The following is a 25,157-nucleotide window of genomic DNA, read 5'->3' on the forward strand; positions in this document are numbered from 1 at the left end:
AATGAACTGGTGGTTAGAATCTGTACAGCAACCTAATCTGGAAGCAAAACAACAAGCTGAGCAACATCAACTCCAACTCACCAAACCTACAGGTGCATTAGGTGATTTAGAGCAGATTGCAATTACACTTGCCAGTTTACAGTCCAACGCTCATCCTCAAGTTAATTATCCATGGATCACAGTTTTTGCAGGCGATCATGGCGTGGTTGAAGAAAATATCTCTGCATATCCTCAAGCTGTCACACGCCAAATGTTGCAAAACTTCACAACTGGTGGTGCAGCAATTAGTGTAATTGCTAAATATCATCAAGCTCGTTTGCAAGTCATTGATTGTGGCACAGTAGGCGGAGCATACGAATATGTCGGTGTTGAACGTCATTGTATTCGTGCTGGGACGGCAAATTTTGCCAAACAAGTGGCAATGAATGCTGAAGAATGTCGTGCTGCTTTAGAGTTAGGGAAAAAGAGCGTAGATACAGCTAAAGCCGACGGCGCAGATATTTATATTGCGGGTGAAATGGGAATTGGAAATACCTGTTCTGCTTCTGCTTTAGCATGTCTTTTATTAAATGATACGGCTGAGCAATTAACTGGTGTAGGTACAGGAATTGGTGCGGATCAGTTAAGACATAAAATTGAAGTGATTGAGCAGGCAATAGAGCGTCACTATCAACATGTGATTGGGGATGCGTTTAAAACCCTAAGTGCTGTAGGCGGCTTGGAAATTGCGGCGATAACTGGTGCTTACATTCGATGTGCTCAAATTGGCTTACCTATCATTGTGGATGGTTTTATTAGTTCGGTAGCCGCTTTATGTGCGGTACGAATGAACCCTAAAGTACGTGACTGGATGTTATTTGGTCATCAATCGGCGGAATATGGTCACCGACGTATTTTGCAAGAACTCAATGCTGAGCCAATTTTAAAGATGAATTTGCGTTTAGGTGAAGGTAGTGGAGCAGGTGCTGCTTTGGCATTGGTTAAAATGGCATGTGTATTACACAACCAAATGGCTACCTTTGCTCAAGCTGCTGTAAGTGGAGACAAAATTGAGTAAATTGAAAATTGATTTACTCAGACATGGAGAAAGTCAGTTTAGCCATACTTTACGTGGGCATTTAGATGATGACCTAACACCAAAAGGTTGGCAGCAAATGCAGTCAACCATTGAGCAAGCTTTAGGTCAGAAATGGGATGTCATTGTAAGTTCTTCGTTAAAACGGTGTGCATGCTTTGCGGAGCAACTTGCTAAAACAACTGAACTGCCTTTGCTTTTAAATCATGACTTAAAAGAAATGTATTTTGGAGACTGGGAAGGCATTTCAACTCAGCAAATTTATGAAACTTCACCAGAATTGCTGGCAAATTTTTGGCAAAAACCGAGTCAATATTGCCCGCCTGGGGCAGAAACATTAATGCAATTTCAAATGCGAGTCCTGAAAGGTTTTCAAGATTTGCTTGAAAATATGCAAAAACAAAACTGGCAACATGCTTTAGTTGTTACCCACGGTGGTGTGATTAAGCTATTGGCTTGTTTAGCCAAGCAACAACCTTTAGATGACTTACTTAAAATGCCAGCGGAGCTTGGGAAATTATATTCCCTCGAATTTTCTGAAATGGATGGTCAATTAACTTTTATGCTGAGATAGCAAATTTATATTTTTATACACTTGTAAGTTATTATTTTTATAAAGATATTTGAAGTCATGTAATCGTACTGTCATTGCTAAAAATTATGCTATGGGCATTTCTTATTAATAACTTATCAGACTTATGAATATTTTATTTAAAACGACGATGCTTGCTGCGTCATTATTGCTTGTGGCCTGCAACAATAATGACGATCAAGATGATCAATCAACGACACCACCTACAACCCAATCAAAGTATTATCAAACCAAAACGCCTTACCAACCACAACAAGATTTAAAAAGCTATGAACAGGCACCAAATGGATTCCAGCCAGTTTTTACAGAGTTAGTGGCGCGTCATGGTTCAAGAGGTTTATCAAGTCTCAAATATGATTTAGCACTTTATAATTTATGGAAGCAGGCAAAAGCAGAAAATGCCTTAACGCCGTTAGGTGAGCAATTAGGTGCTGATTTAGAAGCAATGATGAAAGCCAATATTCTGTTAGGTTATGGGGTCGAAGGCATTCGCCAGTATGGTTATGGGAATGAAACTATGACTGGTATTTTAGAGCACCGTGGTATTGCAGATCGGTTATTACAACGCTTACCCAATCTTTTAAATCCGCAAGCCTCTATATCAGTACAAAGTTCAGGCGTCGATCGTGCGGTAGATAGTGCTAAATTTTTCACTGCTGAACTTATTAAACAACAACCGCAGCTCAAAGATAAAATTGTTCCAACTTCTTACACCAGTTTATCTAGTGCAAGCATTCCAAGTGTTATAGATGGCGGAGTTAACCGTTTTAAACTTTATTTCCATAGCTTGAATGCAGATGAAGACTTAACACAGCCACTCAGTGCTAGTCAGCAGAAAATTTATGATGCAAGTCAGGCCTATCAAGATTTTGAAGAAAATAATAATGACTTAGCACAAAAGCTGGAAGAGTTATCAAAAAATACTCAGGCTGAAAAAACTGCTCAGACTGTACTCAACCCGATTTTTAAAGCAGACTTTATTAAAAAATTGGGTACAGCGGGTTATAGCTTTAGTAATACAGGGGCTTTTACCGTAACTTCGCCTAAAGGTGAGCAAATTACGGAAAAAGGTAAGGGTAAAAACACTATCGCTAGTGCAGTTGATGCAGCAGCTTATGTGTATGAGCTCTATTCGATTTCTGGTGGTATGAAAGATGAGCTAAAAGGTATCGATTTTGATAAGTATATGCCTGTTGAAGCCGCAAAATTCTATGCTGAATTTAATGATGCCAATGATTTTTACGAAAAAGGCCCAAGTTTCACAGAGTCAAATCTAGTCACCAGTGAAATTGCACAAGGCTTAAAACAAGATATGTTCCAACAAGTTGATGCTGTTGTGAATAAAGCCCAACCTTACAAAGCGGTTTTACGTTTTGCCCATGCTGAAATTATTATTCCTCTGGCCACCAGCCTAGACTTACATAATATGATGCAGCCTTTACCTCTACGCCAGACGTATAATTACTCAACCAGCTCATGGCGTGGAGAAGTAGTTTCACCTATGGCTGCCAATGTACAGTGGGATATTTATCAAAATGGCCAAGGCAATACTTTGGTAAAAATGCTTTATAACGAAAAAGAAACTTTGTTTAAGTCTGCATGTAACTATGCGCGCTATAGCCCAACTAGTTTCTACTACGACTACATAAAATTGAAACAGTGCTATCAAATACAATAGATTTTCAGTTTTCTGAAGTCTTTAATGGGAATAGGGATTGCTATTCCCATTTTTATTTCTTCATAATTCAAACTGTTTTTTAAATATAGATCAGTTAGAGATTTGGACATGACACCATTTTGGATCGCATTGCAATTTTTAACTGTTCTGCCGATCGACTTAAAGACAATGCCTACGGCGCAACAAAATGGTCGAGCTATTTTGTTTTATCCATTGGTTGGACTCATTATTGGTGGAATCCTTTTTCTTATTGCATGTTTGTTCGCAAAATTACCAATTCTTCTACTTGCCGCCATCATAATGACTTTATGGATTTGGCTAACAGGAGGATTGCATTTAGATGGGCTGGCAGATACGGCAGATGCGTGGGTAGGTGGTTTTGGAGACAAGCTACGTACTTTACAAATTATGAAGGATCCAAGTTGTGGCCCCATTGGAGTACTGAGTTTAGTTGTTATCTGTTTACTCAAGTTCGCACTGGTTTATGTATTGATTGAACAGCATCAAGCGCTATTCTTAATATTAGTTCCCGCACTTGGGCGCCTTGTGCCATCAATTTTGTTTTTAACTACGCCATATGTTCGAGAAAAAGGTTTAGGCCGCTCTCTGACTGATCATTTACCTAAAACAGCGTCTTGGATAATAACTGGGTTAGTTTTGCTGCTACCTTTATATTGGGAATGGCAGGGTCTAATTGCCGTGATTGGCTTTTTAATGAGCCTTGTTTATTTAAGACATCTGTTTATAAAACGTATTGATGGTATTACAGGCGACACTGTGGGGGCCGCGATTGAGCTTAGCGAAACTGTGCTGCTTTTTGCTTTTATCGTAAGTTATTTTTATTTATAAATAGTAAAACTTTTAAACGCTATTACGGCTTATCTAGAAATTTCATTAAAATAAAAAGCCCTCAAAAATGAGGGCTTAATCGATATTCTTAAAAAGATGAATTAACGATTTGGTAAAACGCCTTTTAAAGCTTCATGCATTTCAAGCAATGTTTTTTCAGTGGTTTCCCAGTCAATACAGCCATCAGTCACTGATTTACCATATTCTAGGTCACAAAGGTTTTCAGGAATATCTTGGCGGCCACCTTTTAAGTGACTTTCAACCATAAGGCCAACAATTGACTTATTACCATCTAAAATTTGTTCAGTAATATTTTTAAGAACAAGTGGCTGTAAGTACGGGTCTTTATTTGAGTTCGCGTGACTCGCATCAATCATGATTTTATTACTAACTTTTGCTTTCGCTAAAGCATTTTCTGCTTCTTCAACAGAGCCAGCATCATAGTTAGGCTTACCATTACCACCACGTAATACAACGTGTGCATAAGGGTTACCATTTGTATTAATAATTGAAACCTGACCGTCTTCGTTAAGGCCTAAGAAGCTATGACCATATTTAACAGACTGCATGGCATTGGTGGCAACAGTTAAACCGCCGTCTGTACCATTTTTAAAACCAACTGGTGATGATAGACCAGAAGACATTTCACGGTGAGTTTGGCTTTCGGTTGTACGTGCACCAATTGCAGACCATGAAATTAAGTCTTGGTAGTATTGTGGAGAGTTAGGGTCAAGTGCTTCAGTTGCACATGGCAAACCTTTTTCATTTAACTCAAGCAAGAGTTTACGACCAATACGTAAACCTTTTTCGATGTTAAATGAGTCATTCATATCAGGGTCATTGATTAGACCTTTCCAACCAATTGTCGTACGTGGTTTTTCAAAATAAACACGCATAACTAAATACAATGAATCTTTAACTTTTTCGCTTAGCACTTTTAAGCGTTCGGCATATTCGTGAGCAGCTTTAGGGTCGTGAATAGAGCAAGGACCAATAACGACAAACAAACGTTTATCTGAACCATCTAAAATATTACGAATAGTTTCGCGACCTTTTAGAACGGTTTGTGAAGCAACATCAGATAAAGGCAACTCTGATTTAAGCTCAGCTGGTGTTACAAGAGTTTGAATGCTTTTAATATTAACGTCGTCGATATCGGGCTTGGAAACGGATTTTGAATTTGTATTCATTGCTGTCACTGGTTCGATCATACTAAAGGTTGTTTTGTGTACTGAATATACCATGAAATAATTATGAAAATCCTACATCTCATGGTATTTCAGTTTGGAAAAATCTTATTGATTTTGCTATCTTTCAGTTGGATTGCTTGTTTTTTCAGCAATCACTGCTTGTTGTTGTACCACAGGAGCTTTTGGTTTTGCTTTGACCGGGTTAACCATAAAATTAACACCGAGAGCAAATAGGGTAATCCCTAAAATTTTTCGGATTAAACGTTCAGGCATGCGGGAACTAATGAGCGTACCCACAATAATTGCTGGAATCGAACCCACCAATAACCACATAAGAAGCGTAAAGTCGACGTTACCAGCACTCATGTGTCCAAGGCCGGCCACTAAAGTAAGCAATACAGCATGTACCACATCTGAACCAATAATTCGAATCATTGGCAAGTTAGGGAACATGATCACGAGTGCCATAATGCCAAATGCACCAGCGCCGACAGATGAAAGCGTTACGAATACGCCTAAAATAATACCCATAATAATGATGTAGAGGCGTTTATGGTGAATAGCCAATTGCTCATTTTCTGTTTGGGTCACGTCTTTACTTCTAAAACGATTAAAGAATTTTTCAATACGTGAACGAAAGATAATTGAAACACCAGTCAGTGTTAGCATAAAACCTAAAACCATGGTTAACACAGCTTTATAGTGAGTTGACTGACTTAAATAGTGTTCAAGTACCCAAGTGGTAGCGAAAGATGCTGGAATACTACCCACTGCAAGCCATAAAACAATTGGCCAGACAATGTTGAGTTTCTTAGCATGAACCATTGATCCACAGAACTTTGAGATTGCGGCATAAAGTAAATCGGTACCAATTGCGATATGAGGTTCAATTCTAAAAAGACTAATTAAAATTGGTGTCATTAATGATCCACCACCAACTCCTGTAATCCCTACACAGAAACCAACTAACATACCCGCTAAGATAAATTCAAAAGCACCAGACATCTTTATCGCCACTTATCACGAAACGCCCATATCTTATTCCTTTTAGAGATAAACAGTTGTCATGAATAATGATTTACTTATGCAAAAAAAAGCTAAGCAATCAAAATATTGCTTAGCTTGAGCTATTTTTCATCAAATTATTAGGATCTAAGATTATTTTGATGGTTTTAATGGGTTAAGTAGAAGTATGAGACCAAAAGTTAACGGCGTTGCAAAGATCCACCAACTGACAAAACCAATTGAAAAATTATAATGTCGAATCAGAATATATGCGCATAAAACAAACAATATGAATGCAGCTATCTTAAAGTGCTGGTAATATTTTTGAGCTAATGATTTGAAATGACTTGTTGATTTTGGTGATCGATATTTTTCACTCGCCATAAATAACAAATACATTCCTAATAAAATTAAGATGAAAGCTATAAAGATCATGAGCTCACCTCAGTATTTAATTTATTCAGCTTCTTTTGAATTTTTTCTACAGCTTTATGCTGAATAGGTTGAATTTTGCAGAATATAAAAATCGCTAAGCCTGCAAATATCCACAAAAATACATCTATACGGGCAAATGTCCAATAGTTGTTGAAGCTTTGAATATAGTCATGTTGAAGTAAATAGCTTAAATTTAAGATTGGAAGCGCCATACAAAGCAGAATAAAAATACTCAGTTGAGTTCGCCATAAATATTGTTTTTTAGTGACTAAAGCAATGATTAAGCTGATTAGCCAAACTAAGAAAAAACTATAAATTTCATAATTGATGGTGGTTGAAGTGACTGTAAATAATCGATTTGCACTTAAATAGGCGACAGTTGCACACGGCAGTCCTACAAAAGTTGCGACATTTAAACGGTCAACTAAATAGTGTCCAAAGTGAAACTTACTGTTCTTATTTTGAATTTGGCGTTTAAGGCTCCAGAGTAGCAAACCAGAGGCAATCATGACACAACCTAAAATGCCAGAGAAGAAGAAACCTAAGCGAAGTAAAGGTTGGGCAAATGTTGCCATGTGTAGACCGTAAACTCCCGCATTCAGTGTTGCAATAGCACTATTATTACGTGTGTCTGCTAAGACTTTGCCTGTTGAAGCATTCAATGTAATTTGAGCCTGATTCCGGGTAATTGAATGATCTTCATTTTGAATAAAGGTAATTTGCGCCTGATTGGTATTTGGATTTTTTACACTAATTGTCGATAAAGTTTGATTTCCCCAACGTTGTTGCACTTGGTTTAATAACTTTTCGATAGATAAGTTCTGAGCTGGCTGTATCGATTGATTCTCAAGCACAGTCTTTGTACGTATTTCGGTAAAATATTGATATGGATTTTCAGGATAGAGCTTTTGCATGCCCCAAGGCAGATATAAATAAAAGAAAATAGCTAAGCCTGTAAATGTAATGGTTAAAAAGAAAGGTAGGGCAATCACCGAAGAAATATTATGAAAGTCTAACCATGAACGCTGAGACTTAAATGTACGCAAAGTAAAAAAGTCGGTGAATATTTTTTTATGGGTAATAATGCCTGAAACCAAGGCAATCAACATAATAAATGCCGCGATACAGACTAATAATCGCCCGATGAATATTGGAATACCAAAAAGTTGGTAGTGGAATCGGTAAAAAAAGTCGCCACCTAGAGTTGCCGAAAGTTTAAGCTCTTGGCCTGTGTTTGCATCCAGAGTTGCATTTCCATAACCGCCGTCTGGTTTTTCCCAATACATGGTGTTTACCGGACTCTCAGATGTTGCAACATTTAAATACCAAGATTTGGCATCTGGAACATGGTCTTGTAAGTATTGATAGGCTGTTTTAATAGCAATATCTTGCTTTACTTCATATTGCGCAAGTGGAGGCTGCATCCATAAATTAATTTCGTGGCGGTAATAAGACAAACTTCCCATTAAGAAAATGGCAAATACGAGCCATCCAAAAATTAAGCCAGTCCATGAGTGTAGCCATGCCATAGATTGGCGTATACCTTTATGCATAACCCACCATACGCGTTGCAAAAAAGAAAAGAGCACATAGAACGACTGATAGCCCAGTGAGTTTCAAAAGTGATTGAATGCAAAAACCTATAATCACGAACACTACGTAAAATAGAATTGCTATAAATGATGCGAGATATATGGCTTCAGCTTTGTCTAAGGTCAAAAGGAAAATTCCAGTGAGTCCAAGACTTAAATACGCCATACAGGCAAAACCCATACCGAAAACCAGCAAGAATCGATAGAAAACTTTTATGCGATATGACACAGGGAGATTTACAGTTTTGGACATCTTTAATGACACATAAACAAAGAGTAATAAGAAAAGCCAATCCCTAAATTGGGATTGGCTACGATATTAATATTTAAACTTTACAGCAACTGTATAGTTGGCAGAAGGACCATAAAATCCTTGGCCATCAGGGAAGCTATATAGATACTTCTTATCGAAAATGTTATTACCATTCGCTTGAAGCGTAATATGCTTATTTACTTCATAGCTCGCCATTAAGTTGACTAAGGCATAAGCATCTTGTGTGATAGTACTGTTTACAGTTGAATCATATAGCTTCACACCATCTTGCCATTGTAAGCCTGCACCAACTTTCAGCTTAGGTAAAACTGACGGCGTATAGGTCGTCAGCAAATTAAGTGTCTGGTTCGGATTATAAGTTCTTGCCTCGCCACCATTCTTAATATCTTTAATACTAAATTGAGCATAACCGAAAGAAAGATTCACATTATCTGTGATTTGACCTGATAGGCCGACTTCTACACCTTGTGACTCTAAATCACTGGTTGGTACTTTTCGATTAAGTGGATTTCCATCAGAGTTACGTAATGGATAATTATTTTGCTCAGTTTTAAATACTGAAAGTGTTCCTGTTAAACGGTCATCTAGCCATGAGCTTTTTACGCCCATTTCATAGCTTTTACCGTCAATAGGTTTTAAAGCCTGATTCGTGTCTTTATCAATACCTGTTTGCGGGCGGAAAATAGAGGTATAACTCATATAACCTGTATATTCAGGTGTGAAGTTATAGGTGAGTCCAACATAGGGTGAGACTTTACTTTCACTATATGACATTGGTGAGCCATAGCTTTCGCCTTTGCTCTCAGCTCTGACATAGTTTGCACCAAGTAAAAGTTTTAAATCTTCATTGAGATGTAAGCGAGTCGCGGCATAGATCGAGTCAATGTTTTGCGTATAGTTAGCCGCTTCTGTGAAATCTGACCAAGTTATAGATTGAGGTGTCCAGCTTGCCCAGTCTGTAGTTGTCGAATTGATAACATTACTATCGTTAATCGTTCCTGTAGATTGTTTATCTTGCTGACGACTACGCACATAGCTATAACCGAGAGTTGCTTCATGTTCTCTGTTAAAAAGTTTATAGGTCCCTTCGAGGTTAAAATCTACAGCATGTTTCTCTTGATGCTCTTGACCTCCCCAAGGAGTTAAAGATACCCCTGAACCATCAGCTTTTGGATAACCATAATAGTAAAGGAGGCGACTATTGTGCTTAGTATCAAGATAGTTATAGGTTAGCTTCGCTGCCCATTGCTCATTAATTTTTTGCTTTAATTCGACAAAAGCATTTTGTGTTTCATTATCCCAGTGTGCCCAATCAGGGTTTGGATTATATGAGCGGTCGTACGAAATTTGCTTGCCATTTGCATCGAGTAAGGGCAGAGCACCCCAGTTATTTGCATTCGGTTTATTTTGTTCTTGGCTATAGCCTACGGTGAGTAAAGTACTATCTGTTAAATCAGCTTCAACAATACCTGCGAAACCATTTTTTTCTGAAGAATATCGGTCAATGTAAGAATCACCGGTTTGCTCATAGCCCATGATACGGCCACGTACTTTTCCACTAGAGGTAATTGAGCCTGATACGTCAGCTTCATAACGTTGAGTATCCCACGAACCATAACTTACACCACCACTTGCTTGGAATTCTTGAGTTGGTCGCTTACGAATATTGTTGATTGTTGCACTTGGATCACCAAATGCGTTAGTTAAAGAATCTGCACCTTTAACTATTTCTACACGATCGTAAAAGTAGGTATCAGGGTTAGTGTTGTTGTAGTTATAACCTGAGAGGGGAAAGCCTACGCCGTCAGTCAAAATATTTGAAATCTCAAAACCACGAGCCATGTACGAAGTACGTTCGGTTTCCTGATTGCTTACAGTTACTCCTGGAGTATTTTTTAGAACATCTCTCGTACTGGTAAGTCCGAAATCTTCAATTTGCTGACGAGTAACTACGTTAATAGTTTGAGGAGTTTCTTTAGCCTCAATATTAAGTTTGGTTGCACTACTTGAGTTTTTAACATTGTATGCTTTGGTCTGTTCAGAAGACTGCTCAGCACTTGTGGCTTTAACTTGAATGGTCTGTAAAGCTTGCACAGCAGCTGTATCTTGAGCATAAGAGAGGTTCGCATAACAAATCGCGCAGGCGATTACGGTAAGCTTAAATGGTCGAGGTGGGATATTCATAAGAGTAAAGATAATGTAAATAATTCTCATTTATTTTATTGTTTGTAAATGTAAGCTACAATTCAAATTGCATTGTTAATTTAGATTAAAAGATAGTAAGTGAATGTAATTTTAGATAGCCAAGCCCCTTGGCTACTTTCCGTGAGTACGTATCGATCAAGTTCAAGATTGATAAACCTCTATGCTAGAATGCATTATTTCAAATTCTTGGGTAAATCGCCTTGGCAAACCGAAAACTTAAAATAGGCATTGTAGTTGGGGAAGTTTCAGGAGATACGCTTGGCGTTAAGCTCATGCGTAGTTTTCGTGAGCAGGGAATCGATGCTGAATTTGAGGGAATAGGTGGACCTCAAATGATTGCTGAAGGTTTTAAAAGCTATTACCCGATGGAAACTTTGTCGGTAATGGGGATTGTTGAAGTATTAAAAGACCTAAAAAAACTATTTGCGGTACGTGATGGCTTAATTAACCAATGGACTGAGCATCCCGTTGATATTTTTATTGGTATTGATGCACCAGATTTTAACCTCAGACTTTCAAAAAGTATTAAAGAAAAGAATCTTCCAATAAAAACAGTTCAATATGTGAGTCCTTCAGTTTGGGCATGGCGTCAGGGGCGTGTTCATGGCATTAAACAGAGTATAGATCTAGTTCTTTGTTTATTTCCGTTTGAAAAAGTCTTCTATGAGCGATATGAAGTTCCGGCGGCATTTGTAGGCCATCCATTAGCGAAACAATTACCACTTGAAAATCCAATTCAAATTGCTAAACAACAATTAGGTATTGATGAAAATCAAAAACATATTGCTTTGTTGCCAGGTAGCCGAAAAGGTGAAGTAGAGCGACTTCTTCCTATGTTGCTGGGCGCTGCCAATATTTTGCATACCAAATATCCAGATATTCAATTTTTGATTCCCGCAATTAACGATGCACGTAAACAACAGATTGAGCAGGGTGTTGAACAATTAGCACCTCATTTAAAAGCTGCAATTCATATTTTAGAAAATACAGATACTGAATCAAAAGTTGGTCGTATGGTCATGAATGCAAGTGACATCATTGCTTTAGCTTCTGGAACAGCGACATTAGAAGCAATGTTAATGCATAGACCTATGGTTACTTTTTATAAATTGCATTGGTTAACTTATTTAATTGCTAAGTTTTTGGTCAAAATTCCTTACTACTCTTTGCCAAATATTATTGCTGGTAAGAAAGTAATTGAAGAGCTGATTCAGGCAGATGCAACACCAGAAAATTTAGCAGCTGAAATAGAAAAACTGATGAATGTTGAAAAGGCACAAATTCAAGTGATGCAACATTTAACCATGCATAAACAGCTTATTTCTGGAAATACAGAAGATCCGGTACAGGCAATTTTGCAATGTTTGGATAGCTAATTTTTAAGATTTGATTGGCTAATTGCTTTTAACCCAGCCAATGAAAATTTCTTAAAATGTTCAACTAAATTGTGTAATGGCATCTGGGCGATATTCTTAAGAGGCTCGGGTGCTTGAGCATTCGGTCCGGCAATAATGAGCATCATGCAGGGTGTCATAACACTTAAAATGCAGGGTAAAACAGCCGGATCATTTTCATTTAAACCAGCCACTTGGCTAATCAACTTGCGAATAAGAAAAAATTTTCGCATTCCTGCAAATTCAATAAAACTTAATAAATGCTCTGAAGGTGAAAACAGCTCACGAATAAAGACTTTGCCATGCCAGACATCTTTTTCAGTTAATTTATGCAATAAAGTCTCAAGTAATAAGTTTAATTTTCCTTCTGGAGAGTGAGCGCTTTCAACAAGTTCTAGTAGGTAGGTTTCATCCAGATAGTGGGCATGAGCTTCCAATAAAACTGCTTGATATAAACCATCTCGACCATCAAAGTGATAGTTAATCGCAGCTAAATCTACATTTGCTGCTTTGGCAATTGCTTTGTTTGCTGTCTTTGCAAAACCATATTGGGCTATCAAAGGTCCCGCAGCCTCAATAATTTTAGACTTGGTTAAATCACCATCACTTCGTCTAGATCTGGACATGTTTAAACCTAATTTTAATTCACCATAAAAGTATATCTTTTATTCAAAGAGTAAGGTAATTTAAATTTAAATTGAATTTAAACTATGAAAATTTGAATTTAATAAAAAGGCCAATAAGATGAATAAAAAAGTGATTGCCGGTGTTTTAGTTATTATAGCTGTGGCTCTAATCGGCTTTTGGGCTTGGAAATATAATAATAAAGAACAATCAGATAGTTTTTTAACTTTGCATGGAAATGTTGATATTCGCCAAGTTTCGCTTGCATTTGAACAGTCTGGCCGTATTCAGAAACTCATGGTCCAAGAGGGCGATAAAATTCAAGCAGGCCAGTTACTTGCTACTCTTAATACCAATGCATTACAAATTCAGGCAAAGCAGGCACAAGCACAGCTCAAAGCGCAACAAGAGGCAATTATTAAACAAGAGGTCGGAGCTCGCCCTGAAGAAATTACCCAAGCAAAAGCACAATTAGCTTCTGCTCAAGCAGAGCTAGATAAAACGGATAAAAACTTACAACGGTTACAAATTTTGGTGAGTAGCACCGATGGTCGGGCAATTAGCCAACAAGAGTTGGACTATGCCAAAAGTAATCAGCAAAGTGCTCAAGCAGTGGTGCGGGAAAGACAGGCCAATTTAGAATTACTAATTAAAGGCGCTAGACAAGAAGATCGTGAAGCGACCAAAGCACAATATGAAGTCGCTCAGGCTAATTTAGATTTAATTAATTATAACCTTACCCAGACTGAACTAAAATCTCCTGTAAAAGCAGTGGTCCGAGCACGTCTACAAGAAATTGGCGATATGACAACTGCTCAAAAGGCCGTTTATACATTGGCACTGACTGATCCGAAATGGGTACGTGTATATGTCAATGAACAAGATCTGAGTTCCATTAAGATGGGAGATACTGCCCAAGTCATTCGTGATTCTTCTAATCAACCTATTCATGGAAAAATTGGTTATATATCTTCAGTTGCAGAGTTCACCCCTAAAACAGTGCAGACCGAAGAGATTAGAACAACACTGGTTTATGAAGTCCGAGTGTATGTAAATGATCCGAATGATCAATTAAAAATGGGGCAACCTGTTACTGTTAAAGTTCCACTTGCTTCAGGTGAGAATGCCCATGACCGATGAAAATACAGTGGTTTATGTGCATGATTTGGTCATGACTTTTAAAGCTGATAGTAAAAAGGCAGCAGATATTACTGCAATTGATCATTTAAACATGCAAATCAATAAAGGAGAACTTACCGCTTTAGTAGGTCCAGATGGTTCGGGGAAAACAACTTTATTACGATTAATGGCAGGATTATATAAAGCCACTTCGGGTTCATTAAATGTACTTGGAATTGACGTGAGTAAAAATCCACAAGCTGTGCAAGACCGTATTAGCTATATGCCGCAACGTTTTGGACTATATGAAGATTTAAGCGTACAAGAAAATCTTGATTTATATGCCGATTTACACGATGTTCCAAAAGAAATTCGTTATCAACGATTTAAACGTTTATTGGAAATAACAGACCTTGCTCAATTTACGCAACGTTTAGCGGGTCAACTTTCTGGCGGCATGAAACAAAAACTAGGGCTAGCATGTACTTTAGTTCGTTCCCCAGAGTTACTATTGCTCGATGAGCCTAGTGTTGGGGTAGACCCTTTATCAAGACGGGACTTATGGATCATTATTGAACAGCTTGTTCAGGAAGAAAACCTAAGTGTAATTATAAGTACTGCTTATATGGATGAAGCAGAAAAATGTGCACAAGTTTATATCATGCACGAGGGGAAAATTTTAAAGAAGGGCTCTCCAGAGCAATTAAAAGAAATAGCACGTGGGCAAACATGGCAAGTAGAACCTCCTGCAAATATTAAGGCGCGGACTGTACAAGCCCAATTACTTGATAATCATCTAGAGATTATTGATGCTGTTCTAAAAGGTGAACAAGTACGTTTTATTAGTCGCCAGAAAGAATTATCAGCCGGTGCTTTACCTCAGGGGCTAATAGCAAATACACGAGAACCTGAACTTGAAGATGCTTTTATGATGTTATTACAACAGAATCAAAAGCAACGAAAACAAATATCTATTTCTGAAAGAGCTTTTGATTCACTGCAAAATCATGAGTTGGAATCAGACCAACCTATCATTGTGGTCAAAGATTTAGTCAGAACTTTTGGAGATTTTACTGCTGTCGCTAACACTTCATTTGATGTGCAGCGCGGTGAAATCTTTGGATTACTTGGACCTAATGGAGCTGGGAAAACAACGACATTTCGAATGCTGTGTGGATTGTTACCAGCAAGTAGTGGGTATTTGGAAGTTGCTGGTAAAAACTTACGGACAGCTCGTGCTGAAGCTAGGGCTAACGTAGGTTATGTCTCTCAGAAATTTGCACTTTATAGTAATTTAACTGTTTTAGAGAATCTCAAATTTTTTGGTGGAGCCTATGGTTTATCGGGCGAAAAGCTAAAACAACAAATTGATAAAGCGTTACAGCAATACGATTTAAAAACTCATATTAAAAGTGGTGATTTACCAGGTGGCTATAAACAACGTTTATCTATGGCTGCTGCATTGCTACATGAACCGGAAATTTTATTTTTAGATGAACCCACTAGTGGCATTGACCCGCTTGCACGGCGTTCATTTTGGTACAGCATTGGTGAGCTGGCAAATCAGGGTATTACCATCATTATCACTACGCACTTTATGGAAGAAGCGGAATATTGTGACCGGATTGCCATACAAGATGCAGGAAAGTTGTTAGCCTTAGGTTCACCCCAACAAGTACGCGAATTAGCAAGTAAAGATAGATATATTAGTGACATGAATGAGGCTTTTATAGCAATTGTGGAGCAAGCACGTGCATTAAGGCATGCTGTTTAGGGGGGCTACAATGAGTTTTGCATTTTGGAATCGATTGACAGCGCTAGTTCGTAAAGAAACTAAGCAGCTCATTCGTGATAAAAGCAGCCTCGGGATTGGTCTGGTTTTACCTATCATCTTAATTTTACTATTTGGCTATGGACTTTCCTTTGACTTAAATCAAGCACGAGTTGGTGTTGTAGTTGATCAGTCTTCACCACAGATCAATCAGGTTTTAGCGGGTTTAAATGGCTCGCAATATTTAACGAGTCAGCAATTTCATAATTTTCCTGAAGCAGAGCAGGCCATTCGAGATGGCGAGATTGATGCCATTTTGCATTTCCCTTCAGATTTCGCGAGTCAGGCACAACAAGGTAACGCAAAGGCTCAACTGTTATTAAATGGTACGTCTACCACCATAGCAACAGCTTTGGAAGGATATGTCACAGGTGCTTTGGCTACCGCGCCGTCTATACAAGTTGACCGTAGTCCAATATTAGCAACTTCAAGCACCGTTAATATTGAACAACGAATATGGTTTAACGAATCTGCTAACAGTACTTGGTTTTTAGTCCCAGGCTTAATGGTATTAATCTTAACTTTAATCGGTGCATTTTTAACGGGGTTACTCATTGCCCGTGAAAGGGAACGGGGAACACTAGAGGCCTTATTTGTGACGCCTGTACGGCCATTTGAAATTGTATTAGCAAAGCTCATTCCCTATGTTGTGGTCGGCATGATTGATATCGTGATCTGTATTATTGCTGCGTATTTTATTTTTGAAGTACCCATGCGTGGTTCATTATTCTCAATTTTATCAGCTTCATTTTTATATTTAATTGTTTCGTTATTACTTGGTTTAACCATATCAGGCTTTGCTCAAAGCCAGTTTCAGGCGAGTCAAATTGCTTTATTGGCAAGTTTTATGCCTGCACTCATGCTTTCAGGTTTTGTTTTCGATACACGAAATTTACCCTTGGTTGTACAAATTGTTAGCCAATTACTTCCAGCTACGCATTTTATGATTTTAATTAAAACCCTATTTATGGGAGGTGATGATTGGAAGTTATGGTTTAAAGAATGCGGTATTTTATTGGGATATATCGTTGTTTTGATATGTGCTGTGAACTTTTCACTGAAAAAACGGTTGAGATAAAGTTATGTGGCAGCAACTGTTGATTTGGCTAAAACATTTAAGTTTTTTAGTCAAAAAGGAATTCCTGACCATTTTTAGTGACCCTGCAAATAGAGTCATTCTATTTGTACCAGCCCTCATGCAGGCACTTTTGTTTGGTTATGCTGCAACTTATGATGTTAACCGTGTGGACTATGCAATTTTAGATCAAAGTAATGGGCAAGTTTCGCATGAATTGATCTCAAAACTCGATGGCTCTGGTATTTTTAAGCGGATTGCAACACTTCAATATACAGATCAAATCAAACAGGTAATTGATAGTCGTCAGGCATTGGTCGTGATTACGATTCCTTCAGACTTCGAGAGCAAATTAAATAATAACCAAAGCTCTCCTATACAGGTCATTGTTGATGGCAGAAACTCATCAACCGCTGTTGTGGCTGGTTCATATCTAAATAAAATTATTGGTCAGTTTAATCAGCAAAAATTTAACTCAGCCTTACCGATTAGCCTTGAAACAAGAACATGGTACAACCCAAATCAAGAGTCTCGATGGAGCTTAATGCCTTCATTAATTGCGGCTTTAAGTATGATGCAGACATTGCTTCTATCTGCTTTATCTGTAGCACGTGAACGAGAGCAGGGTACATTCGATCAGTTATTAGTTACGCCGTATACACCATTACAAATTATGATTGGTAAGGCCTTACCTCCAATTTTTGTAGGATTGATGCAATCAACCATTATTTTATTGATCATTTTGTTCTGGTTTAAAATTCCAATGAATGGCTCTCTTGGGCTGCTTTATTTTGGTTTATTAAGTTTTAATGTGGCTGTAGTCGGAGTGGGCCTATCAATTTCGGCCTTATCTTTAAATATGCAACAAGCCATGCTTTTTACATTTTTATTGATTATGCCTTTGATGTTGCTTTCAGGTTTACTTACACCAGTAGAAAACATGCCGAAAGTACTACAAATAGCAACTTACGCAAACCCCTTAAGGTTTGGAATTAACTTGGTACAACGGGTTTATTTGGAAGGTGCGAGCTTTGCACAAGTCAAATTCAACTTTATTCCAATGATCATACTTGGAGTAGTGACTTTACCCTTAGCTGCTTGGCTATTTAGGAACAGATTATCTTAATCATTTTAATTAAAAAGCCCCATTTTAGGGGCTTTAAAACTTACTTAGGCACGTATAATCAGTTGGTAACCTGTATATTTACGGATGTTAATAACACCAATATCAAAAATTAAATATTGACCTTTAATGCCCTGTAATACACCACGAATTTTTGGAGTTTTATCCAAATTTAGAGACTTAATCTTTTCAGGGTACTGCTCAACAGGGTAAACAAACTCACGTGGTAGTTCATCTTCTAATAATTCAACGGTTTCGTTAAATTCAAGATTTTGGCTAAATTCCTCACGAATCGTTTGAATTTTAGGTGCAAACTCTTCGATTAACTGATCACGTTGCTCAGTTAGTTTTAGAGGTTCAGCTTCTCCCTTAAGGAGTTTACGCCAATCAGTTTTGTCAGCAACTAAAGAACCAAACATTGTTTCAAGTTGACCAGATAAACGACGTGATCCAACTTTCATAATTGGTAAGGCCTGAGTTGCACCTTGATCTAACCAACGACCTGGCATATGACTAACACGGGTAATGCCAACTTTCAAAGCGCTAGAATTTGCTAAATAAACAATATGAGGTTGAAAACAAACATTGTGGGCAAAGTCATCTTCACGACATGTACCTAAGTGGTAATGGCATGTTTCTGGTTTCATAATGCAGAGGTCACATTCCGCTTTCGTTTTAAAACATTTAAAGCAGTGACCTTGAGAATAAGATTTTGGTGTTTTAGTGCCACAAGAGGTGCAATAAATATTACCTGTCCATTCGATTTCTAGTTCTTGTCCTAAATTAAAAGGAAGATCAATTTCTGAACGGTCTAATACAAATTTGTATTCAACATTTGCCTTGGTTGTCTGTTGATCAGTTACACTAGCATCTTTTAGGCCTGCATGCATTTTATGGCAAATGCCTTGTAGTTCCATAAAGTTTAAACTCACATCTTTCAATTAAGGGTTGCAGTCATGGCTGAACAAAATGTCATCGCTTCTATGCTAGACGATTTATCAAAAGAACAGCCCATTCATACTGCACTTTGTATTGGCCAGAAAATTGACCAGAATAACGCAATTCAATGGCACTATTTTAGCGTAACTGAGCTTTTAAGTCTGCCTTTTACTCAGCGTTATGATTTGGGTTTTGTATTATTTGATACCGATGAAATGCATAACATCAGTGATATTCAAAAATCACAATTATTAGTAAAACTAAGAGATTTATTAGCAAAACGAATTGTTGTGGTGAGCAAACGAAGTGATGAACAGTTATTACGTTCCCTAGGTTTTACTCAACTCATTGATAAGACTTCACATGATAGTGATTTTGCTTTATGGCAATTTAATATATTGACCTATAAACATGTTCCAGATTGGTTTAATTCAAAGTTTTGGGCAAACCCAGAAAACTGGAATAAATTCCGTTGGTAAAAGAGCATTAAATCTCTTTCAAAATTTAACAATTTGGCTTTTGCTGTCTGAATAAGAATCCGCGTATGCTGATGTATAAACCATACATAAGAGTTACACATGACAAATTTAAGCAGCATTGTTGAAGTTTTGGCTCAGCAGGCTTTAGGTGGGAACCAGCAAGCATCAGGTCAAGGCGGTTTGGGCGGAATTTTAGGTTCAGTACTTGGACAAATGGGGGGTAATACTTCTTCTGGCGCTCAAGGGGGCCTTGGTGGAGTATTAGGTTCTGTATTGGGTCAAGTGACTGGCAATAATAATGCACCTCAAGCAGGTGGTGGTGTACAAAGTTTATTAATTGCGGTTGTGCCTTTAATTTTAGGTTGGGTTCAGCAACAAGGTGGTTTGCAGGCTGCTTTAGAAAAGTTAAAAGGTGCGGGTTTAGGTAACCAAGTTCAAAGCTGGGTTGATCCAAATCAAAGTAATAGCGAAGTTCCTACTCAACAATTGCAGAGTTTATTTAATCCAGCTGACATTGAGCAGGTTGCTGCGCAAGCTCAAGCTCCAAAAGAGCAAGTTTACGGTGCAATTGCGTCAGTCTTACCTCAAGTCATTGACTCATTAACACCTCAGGGTGACAGTACCGATCATCAAGAAGCAAACCAAGACATTCAAAATGTTATGAATCTTGTAAGTGGTTTCTTAAAGTAAGCTACAAAGTAAAAAAAGCCGGTATAAAAATATCGGCTTTTTTAATCTGCACAATAAAATAAAAGGGCATTAGCCCTTTTATTTTAGATATGAATCAAAGATAACTAATTAGAAGTTATATTCGATACCTGTACCTACAACAGTTTGCTTGTCATCATCATTCAACCAGTCGCGTTTTTGTTGAGCAACAATACCGTAGAAACGAGCTTGCTTGTTGATTTGATAATCAAGACCTAAACCGTACAAGTCAATTTTACGATCTGCTTGACCACTTACTTGTGTTTCAGCAGAAGCGTATTCAGCTTTCACTTTAAGTTTAGTATTTGGAATTTTATACGCCGCTGTAACAGCATAAGCTTGTTCCTCTAAACCGCGGTAAGCTTTACCAGCTTTGTCAACTGCACCATCTGATTTATATGATTGACCATATGCAGTCAATTCATCAGTAGGTTCAGCATGTTGCCATAAAGCACCTACAACAAAACCTGATTTTGCGATGTCATAAGAACCCGTTACACGGTAAGCATCTGTATAAACATCTTTCAGACCGTAAGCAGCATATTTACCTTTAATACCAAAGTCACCAGCGGCAGCTACTGCTAATCCAAGGTCTTTGTTTTCATAACCAAGCGCAGTAGACACAGAGTCAAAGCTGTCATTTTTGCTGTCTTTACCAGTTTCACCTTGTTTGCTATCTGAGGTGCTTTCGCCAGTTTGAGCCATGATATTGAATGTTAAACCAGCTAATAATTTAGGGTCTAATTCAAAACCAACCACGTTGTCTAAGCGGTTTTCGCCGTACATGATGTTGGTAATATCTAAACGTGTATCGTCATTAAAGATGTCTTGGTTACCGCCAGCAGCGGTTTTAAAGTAAGAATCGTATTTACCTACTTTTAATGTACCAACACCTTCAGTTTTTAAACCGATAAAACGGTTACGGGCGCTAAGATCACTATCAGAACCTGAACCATCAGTAGAAATTGCCCATTCAGCTAAATAAACAGCAGATAGCTTGTCAGTTAATTTCTCTTCGCCTTTTACCCCAATGCGAGAAGAGTTTGAGTTAACTTCAGTAACGTCACTTTTTCCATCGAAATTTTTATTGTCAACTTGGTTAATAGAAACATTCAGTTTGCCATACAAAGTTGGCGCTGCTTGCACCGCGTTTATGCTCAAAGTTGCAACTGCGGCAGCGAGTAGCAATTTCTTCATTGAGATTTCTCCAAAAAGTTTTTAAAAATGGCGTATGCCTAGTTAACTATTTATTTTGTAGTTGACTTATGTACAAAAAGTTACAAAAGCTCACCAACTTGCTAAGCAGTATCGGCAAACTTTGTGACAGGGGCGTGAAAAATAAATGACAGTTTTATGACGGTTAAAATTTAGAAATAAATTAATTATTTTAATTTTTTATAGTTTTTAGACGAAAAAAAGCGGAGTCAAAACTCCGCTTTAATGAATTAAAAATCAAAGAGCTGCTTTAATTTTCTCAGCTAATCCTTTAATTTTTTCTTGATCGCCTAATTCTACAGCATGGCGTCCAAGTTGATGCACATTTGTAGGAATAAGGTGAAAATGAACATGCGGAACAGTTTGTCCTGCCGCTGCTCCAGAAAGTTGCATCAAGACAATACCTTCTAAATTGAGGGCTTTTTCCATTGCTTTCGCAATTTTTTGAACAATTTGTATGGTATATGCGGCTGCTTCTGGAGGTAAATCAAGGAGCGTTACAGCAGGTGTTTTTGGAATAACTAATGTATGACCATCGGCTTGAGGCATAATATCCATAAAAGCTAGAACTTGATCATCTTCATAGATTTTTATCGCTGGAAGTTCATCACGTAAAATTTTTGCGAAGATATTTTGATCATCGTATGCCATGTATTATTCCTTTAAAAATTATTTACATTTCAATTCTTTCTGACGCTCTTTAATAGCATCAAGACGTTGTTGCTCTTTGTCAGAAAACTTTGGTTTTGTCGTATGACAGTTTTCATTACCATATTTTTCTTTTGCATCAGGATCTTTAAAACAAAAGCCTTTTGATGCATAAATCAAATTATAATCGTCTTGCAATTTCTGACATTCTTGCTCAGGCGTTGCAGCTTGAACGTTTAAACCAGCAATGCTCACCATGCCAGTAAAGACTGCAACCATAAATTTATTCATGAGCGTTTCCTCAGTTAAAGGTATGAACCTGTACTCAATATAAGGTTTATTACCAATATTTCAATGACTATTAATTACTCAAGTGTCATTTTGGTTGATAATTTGTTCACAATATAAATAAAAACTTTATATATCAAATATTTATAAAAATCAAATAAAAACATAAACTTAAGGAAAATTATATATATATTTCCAGAATTTGATTCTCGTTTTAATCTACTTTAACTGTTATTAAACAGAGAAAAATATACTTCTGGCTCGGTTGATAATATATAAAAAATTGTAGGAAAAGATGAGATTTTATAGCTTTTCATTTGCTAAATAGACGGCTTGAGTTTGAAATTGGGTCAATGAAAAACAAATATATCAATGACATTATAAAAATACAAAGCGTGATAATTATCACATTTTTGTATTTTAGGATTAAGTGGAATTCACAGGGCCCATTTTAATTTAGACGGAAATGGGCTTTTTCTTTTGATATCTAAAATATAAATAAGCCAAAATTGATCTTAGTTTACAATCCAACTGAAAGATGTATTGATTTTACATGTTTTAGCTTCTATTATGTGATCCTTAATTGCTGCGTTTGATAGTTTTTTGTTTTTGTAACCCATTTCTAAAATTGAAATGGGTTTTTTTTTAAGTCTTTTTAATATTCATTATGCAGCTTATTAAAATTAAGCATCTTTAATAAGCTGCCATCTAAAAGATTAAATTTATTCCAATGTAATCTTGGTCCATGCTTCATACATTTTAACTGCCGCAGAGAAGTCACTATTGTCTTCAGCAGTTAAATGAGCAGCTTGGATTAAACTTTGTGTTAGTGATAAAAGTGGGGCAGGAAGCTTAGCTTGATGGACTAAATCTAAAGCAATTCCTGTATCTTTGGCCAGAAGAGGTAAGCCAAAGGTCACTGGAAATTCACGACTCAATACACGCTGCGGGAATATAGTCTCTGTTACCAAACTTTTACCACTTGAAGCGTTAATACACTCTAAAGCTTCGTTCAAGCTTACCCCATGCGCTTTTAAAGCACTAAAACCTTCTGCAACAGACCAAAGATTGACCGCGAGTAGCATATTATTAACTGCTTTTACTGCAAATCCAGCGCCAGACTCACCGACATGTTTAATTAATTGTCCTACCGCTTGTAGAGCTGGTAATGCGCGTTCGAAAGCTGCTACATCACCACCGACCATTACAGTTAAAGTTGCATTTTCAGCACCTATTGTTTGACCACTTACTGGAGCATCCAGAAAATCAACATTCAATTGTTTTAATGAGCTTGCTAATGCGCGGGCAGAGTCAGGAACCCCACTTGTACAGTCTATCCAGATTGCCCCAGATTTAATTTGTACATTATTAATAAGTACTTCTACATCAGTGCTTGTCGGTAAACATGAAAAGATAATATCTGCTTGTACCGCTTGCTCTAATGAGGCAGCCTTTGTGCCATATGCTATTGCATGTTGTTTGGCTTTTTCGAAATTTCGATTCCATACATAGACAGTATCGAAGTGTTTCGGTAAATGTGCTGCCATACGGTAGCCCATTGCACCCAAACCAATAAATGCAACAGATTGACTCATGACCTTGTCCTTAAATTTGTGTTGAACGTTCGGTCAGCCATTTTGCCAGTTGTGGCCAAAACTCCAGAGCACTGGCCTGACTCGACATTAGGCCTAAATGACCGCCGGGGATGAGAGTAAACGTGACATCTTGGCTGCTTGTCAATTGACTTAATGGAGAAGCAGCATCAGCAGTCACCAACTGATCACTACGACCCGCGCCAACTAAGAGAGAGCAATCTATATTTTTTAATTCGATTTTCTTATCTTTTAACTGAATAAAGCCACGTTTTAGTGGATTTTGCAGCCAGACATTAAACAACATGTCCTGATTAATCCCACCTGGGTAATCAATCATATTATTTAAAAAGCTACTTAAAGTTGCATGCTCTTGTACAAATTGCAGGTCATCAAGATTTTTTAGCAATTGAACATGTCCATCAAACCAGCCTTTAGGATCAAGAATTTTAAAGCCTAATGAATTTAAAATTCCGGGACTATGAATCAGGCGTTTTGGCAATCCGGAATAAATACGGTCCTGAATTTTTTTGTTACGACCAATAAGATGATTCATGTTTCGGTAGAGTTTGCCAATATAGCCAGAAGCATAACTATCTATTGGACTACCAAGAACAATCAGGTTTTTAATATAGTTAGGTTGGTTAAGCGCAGTATATAAAGTGACGAATATGCCAGCCATACTCCATCCATGGAGTGAGATTTGTTCACTTCCTGAATGTGTGCGGACAATTTCTATCGCTTTAGGAATGAAATCTTCAATAAATGATAAAAAGTTAAGATGTCTATCTTTAAACTTTAAACTTCCCCAATCGACCAAATAGACATCGAAACCAGCATTTTGGAAATATTTAATAAGAGAGCGATAAGGATATAAATCATATATCGCCATATTAATCGCGAGTGGGGCAACAAATACTAAAGGCTCTTTAAATCTTTTTTGTGTTGCTGCGTAATAGCGAATACGGGTTTGATTGAACTCGCCAATGACTTCATAGGGAGTGCTTTGTGACAGAACCAATGTTTTTGGGTGAAATAGTCGGGCAGAAAGATGCTTCATTTGACTTTGTTCAGAGACAAGGGACTTTAAGCGTTTCATCTTGCTTTACCAACTATTTACTAAAGATTGAATAAAGTCTAAGCGATAATTTTAAGGTTTACCTTGACCTTAAATACATTAGACACTCAAAATGATGATAGTTTTTAGTACATGACCAGTAAAGGCGA

Annotated in this window: 24 protein-coding genes; 11 read left to right on the top strand and 13 right to left on the bottom strand. The window is 37.5% G+C overall.

The features are described from left to right. The first annotated feature begins 1 nt into the window (after position 1). From cobT to ACLBWE_RS00905, 4 genes are all read left to right on the top strand, one after another. Positions 2 to 1,057, top strand: a complete 1,056-nt coding sequence (gene cobT, locus ACLBWE_RS00890) for a nicotinate-nucleotide--dimethylbenzimidazole phosphoribosyltransferase (RefSeq protein ID WP_447600564.1) — start codon at positions 2 to 4, stop codon at positions 1,055 to 1,057. Then, positions 1,050 to 1,649: a histidine phosphatase family protein gene (locus ACLBWE_RS00895; RefSeq protein ID WP_447600566.1), complete on the top strand. Its 600-nt coding sequence runs from the start codon at positions 1,050 to 1,052 to the stop codon at positions 1,647 to 1,649. The genes cobT and ACLBWE_RS00895 overlap by 8 nt, the downstream gene beginning before the upstream one ends. A 124-nt stretch (positions 1,650 to 1,773) precedes the next feature. Beyond that, positions 1,774 to 3,345, top strand: a complete 1,572-nt coding sequence (locus ACLBWE_RS00900; protein WP_447600568.1) for a histidine-type phosphatase — start codon at positions 1,774 to 1,776, stop codon at positions 3,343 to 3,345. A gap of 108 nt (positions 3,346 to 3,453) precedes the next feature. Further along, positions 3,454 to 4,194 (top strand): adenosylcobinamide-GDP ribazoletransferase, encoded by a 741-nt coding sequence (locus tag ACLBWE_RS00905; RefSeq protein ID WP_447600570.1) that lies wholly within the window; start codon positions 3,454 to 3,456, stop codon positions 4,192 to 4,194. Between the two features lie 101 nt (positions 4,195 to 4,295). On the opposite strand, the gene ACLBWE_RS00910 is transcribed toward ACLBWE_RS00905, so the two are convergent. The 6 genes from ACLBWE_RS00910 to ACLBWE_RS00935 all read right to left on the bottom strand — a co-directional run bounded on the left by ACLBWE_RS00910 (position 4,296) and on the right by ACLBWE_RS00935 (position 10,874). Next, positions 4,296 to 5,384, bottom strand: coding sequence for a 3-deoxy-7-phosphoheptulonate synthase (locus tag ACLBWE_RS00910; protein WP_447600572.1), 1,089 nt, complete (start codon positions 5,382 to 5,384; stop codon positions 4,296 to 4,298). Positions 5,385 to 5,501: 117 nt separating this feature from the next. Beyond that, entirely contained in the window at positions 5,502 to 6,389 is an 888-nt protein-coding gene (locus tag ACLBWE_RS00915; RefSeq protein ID WP_347018347.1) for a sulfite exporter TauE/SafE family protein, read from the bottom strand. Positions 6,390 to 6,542: 153 nt separating this feature from the next. Beyond that, entirely contained in the window at positions 6,543 to 6,824 is a 282-nt protein-coding gene (locus tag ACLBWE_RS00920) for a DUF1634 domain-containing protein (protein WP_348949366.1), read from the bottom strand. Then, positions 6,821 to 8,377 (bottom strand): PepSY-associated TM helix domain-containing protein, encoded by a 1,557-nt coding sequence (locus ACLBWE_RS00925; RefSeq protein ID WP_348949364.1) that lies wholly within the window; start codon positions 8,375 to 8,377, stop codon positions 6,821 to 6,823. The genes ACLBWE_RS00920 and ACLBWE_RS00925 overlap by 4 nt, the downstream gene beginning before the upstream one ends. Further along, complete coding sequence (locus ACLBWE_RS00930) at positions 8,370 to 8,669, bottom strand: hypothetical protein (protein WP_348949362.1); 300 nt, start codon at positions 8,667 to 8,669, stop codon at positions 8,370 to 8,372. The genes ACLBWE_RS00925 and ACLBWE_RS00930 overlap by 8 nt, the downstream gene beginning before the upstream one ends. Positions 8,670 to 8,735: 66 nt before the next feature. Continuing rightward, on the bottom strand, positions 8,736 to 10,874 hold the full coding sequence (locus ACLBWE_RS00935) for a TonB-dependent siderophore receptor (protein WP_348949360.1): 2,139 nt from the start codon (positions 10,872 to 10,874) through the stop codon (positions 8,736 to 8,738). Positions 10,875 to 11,095: 221 nt separating this feature from the next. Here ACLBWE_RS00935 and lpxB point away from each other — a divergent pair, with 221 nt between their 5' ends. Further along, on the top strand, positions 11,096 to 12,271 hold the full coding sequence (gene lpxB, locus ACLBWE_RS00940; protein WP_348949358.1) for a lipid-A-disaccharide synthase: 1,176 nt from the start codon (positions 11,096 to 11,098) through the stop codon (positions 12,269 to 12,271). On the opposite strand, the gene ACLBWE_RS00945 is transcribed toward lpxB, so the two are convergent. After that, a complete protein-coding gene (locus tag ACLBWE_RS00945) occupies positions 12,268 to 12,915 on the bottom strand; it encodes a CerR family C-terminal domain-containing protein (protein ID WP_348949356.1) in 648 nt (215 codons plus the stop codon). The two genes, lpxB and ACLBWE_RS00945, sit on opposite strands and share 4 nt — an antisense overlap. Before the next feature lie 118 nt (positions 12,916 to 13,033). Here ACLBWE_RS00945 and ACLBWE_RS00950 point away from each other — a divergent pair, with 118 nt between their 5' ends. From ACLBWE_RS00950 to ACLBWE_RS00965, 4 genes are read left to right on the top strand one after another with little or no spacing between them, the layout of a single operon-like run. After that, positions 13,034 to 14,053, top strand: a complete 1,020-nt coding sequence (locus tag ACLBWE_RS00950; protein ID WP_348949354.1) for an HlyD family efflux transporter periplasmic adaptor subunit — start codon at positions 13,034 to 13,036, stop codon at positions 14,051 to 14,053. Further along, positions 14,043 to 15,806: an ATP-binding cassette domain-containing protein gene (locus ACLBWE_RS00955; RefSeq protein WP_447600577.1), complete on the top strand. Its 1,764-nt coding sequence runs from the start codon at positions 14,043 to 14,045 to the stop codon at positions 15,804 to 15,806. Before ACLBWE_RS00950 ends, ACLBWE_RS00955 begins: the two co-directional genes overlap by 11 nt. Positions 15,807 to 15,816: 10 nt before the next feature. Next, positions 15,817 to 16,941: an ABC transporter permease gene (locus ACLBWE_RS00960; RefSeq protein WP_447600579.1), complete on the top strand. Its 1,125-nt coding sequence runs from the start codon at positions 15,817 to 15,819 to the stop codon at positions 16,939 to 16,941. A 4-nt stretch (positions 16,942 to 16,945) separates the two neighbouring features. Next, positions 16,946 to 18,064: an ABC transporter permease gene (locus tag ACLBWE_RS00965; RefSeq protein ID WP_447600581.1), complete on the top strand. Its 1,119-nt coding sequence runs from the start codon at positions 16,946 to 16,948 to the stop codon at positions 18,062 to 18,064. 44 nt (positions 18,065 to 18,108) lie between these two features. Here ACLBWE_RS00965 and ACLBWE_RS00970 read toward each other — a convergent pair whose 3' ends face one another. Beyond that, positions 18,109 to 18,978: a DUF2797 domain-containing protein gene (locus tag ACLBWE_RS00970; RefSeq protein ID WP_198078578.1), complete on the bottom strand. Its 870-nt coding sequence runs from the start codon at positions 18,976 to 18,978 to the stop codon at positions 18,109 to 18,111. A 39-nt stretch (positions 18,979 to 19,017) separates the two neighbouring features. Here ACLBWE_RS00970 and ACLBWE_RS00975 point away from each other — a divergent pair, with 39 nt between their 5' ends. Then, positions 19,018 to 19,479, top strand: coding sequence for a DUF6231 family protein (locus ACLBWE_RS00975; protein WP_045432601.1), 462 nt, complete (start codon positions 19,018 to 19,020; stop codon positions 19,477 to 19,479). A 99-nt stretch (positions 19,480 to 19,578) separates the two neighbouring features. After that, positions 19,579 to 20,169, top strand: coding sequence for a YidB family protein (locus ACLBWE_RS00980; protein ID WP_424611996.1), 591 nt, complete (start codon positions 19,579 to 19,581; stop codon positions 20,167 to 20,169). A 108-nt stretch (positions 20,170 to 20,277) separates the two neighbouring features. Here the strand turns inward: ACLBWE_RS00980 and ACLBWE_RS00985 are convergent, their stop codons facing one another. The 5 genes from ACLBWE_RS00985 to ACLBWE_RS01005 form a co-directional block, all read right to left on the bottom strand. Beyond that, positions 20,278 to 21,384: a porin gene (locus tag ACLBWE_RS00985; protein ID WP_447600584.1), complete on the bottom strand. Its 1,107-nt coding sequence runs from the start codon at positions 21,382 to 21,384 to the stop codon at positions 20,278 to 20,280. A 255-nt stretch (positions 21,385 to 21,639) separates the two neighbouring features. Further along, positions 21,640 to 22,053, bottom strand: coding sequence for an HIT family protein (locus ACLBWE_RS00990; RefSeq protein ID WP_004642705.1), 414 nt, complete (start codon positions 22,051 to 22,053; stop codon positions 21,640 to 21,642). 18 nt (positions 22,054 to 22,071) lie between these two features. Continuing rightward, positions 22,072 to 22,341 (bottom strand): YARHG domain-containing protein, encoded by a 270-nt coding sequence (locus ACLBWE_RS00995; protein WP_003651599.1) that lies wholly within the window; start codon positions 22,339 to 22,341, stop codon positions 22,072 to 22,074. 719 nt (positions 22,342 to 23,060) lie between these two features. Then, positions 23,061 to 23,933 carry an NAD(P)-dependent oxidoreductase gene (locus ACLBWE_RS01000; protein ID WP_447600587.1) on the bottom strand — a complete coding sequence of 291 codons (873 nt, stop codon included), beginning with the start codon at positions 23,931 to 23,933 and terminating at the stop codon, positions 23,061 to 23,063. A gap of 10 nt (positions 23,934 to 23,943) precedes the next feature. Further along, the gene (locus tag ACLBWE_RS01005) at positions 23,944 to 25,029 is read right to left on the bottom strand and encodes an alpha/beta fold hydrolase (RefSeq protein ID WP_005040948.1); all 1,086 of its coding nucleotides are present in this window, start codon (positions 25,027 to 25,029) and stop codon (positions 23,944 to 23,946) included. Positions 25,030 to 25,157 lie beyond the last annotated feature (128 nt).

Source organism: Acinetobacter sp. M5A5_2a (assembly GCF_053345265.1).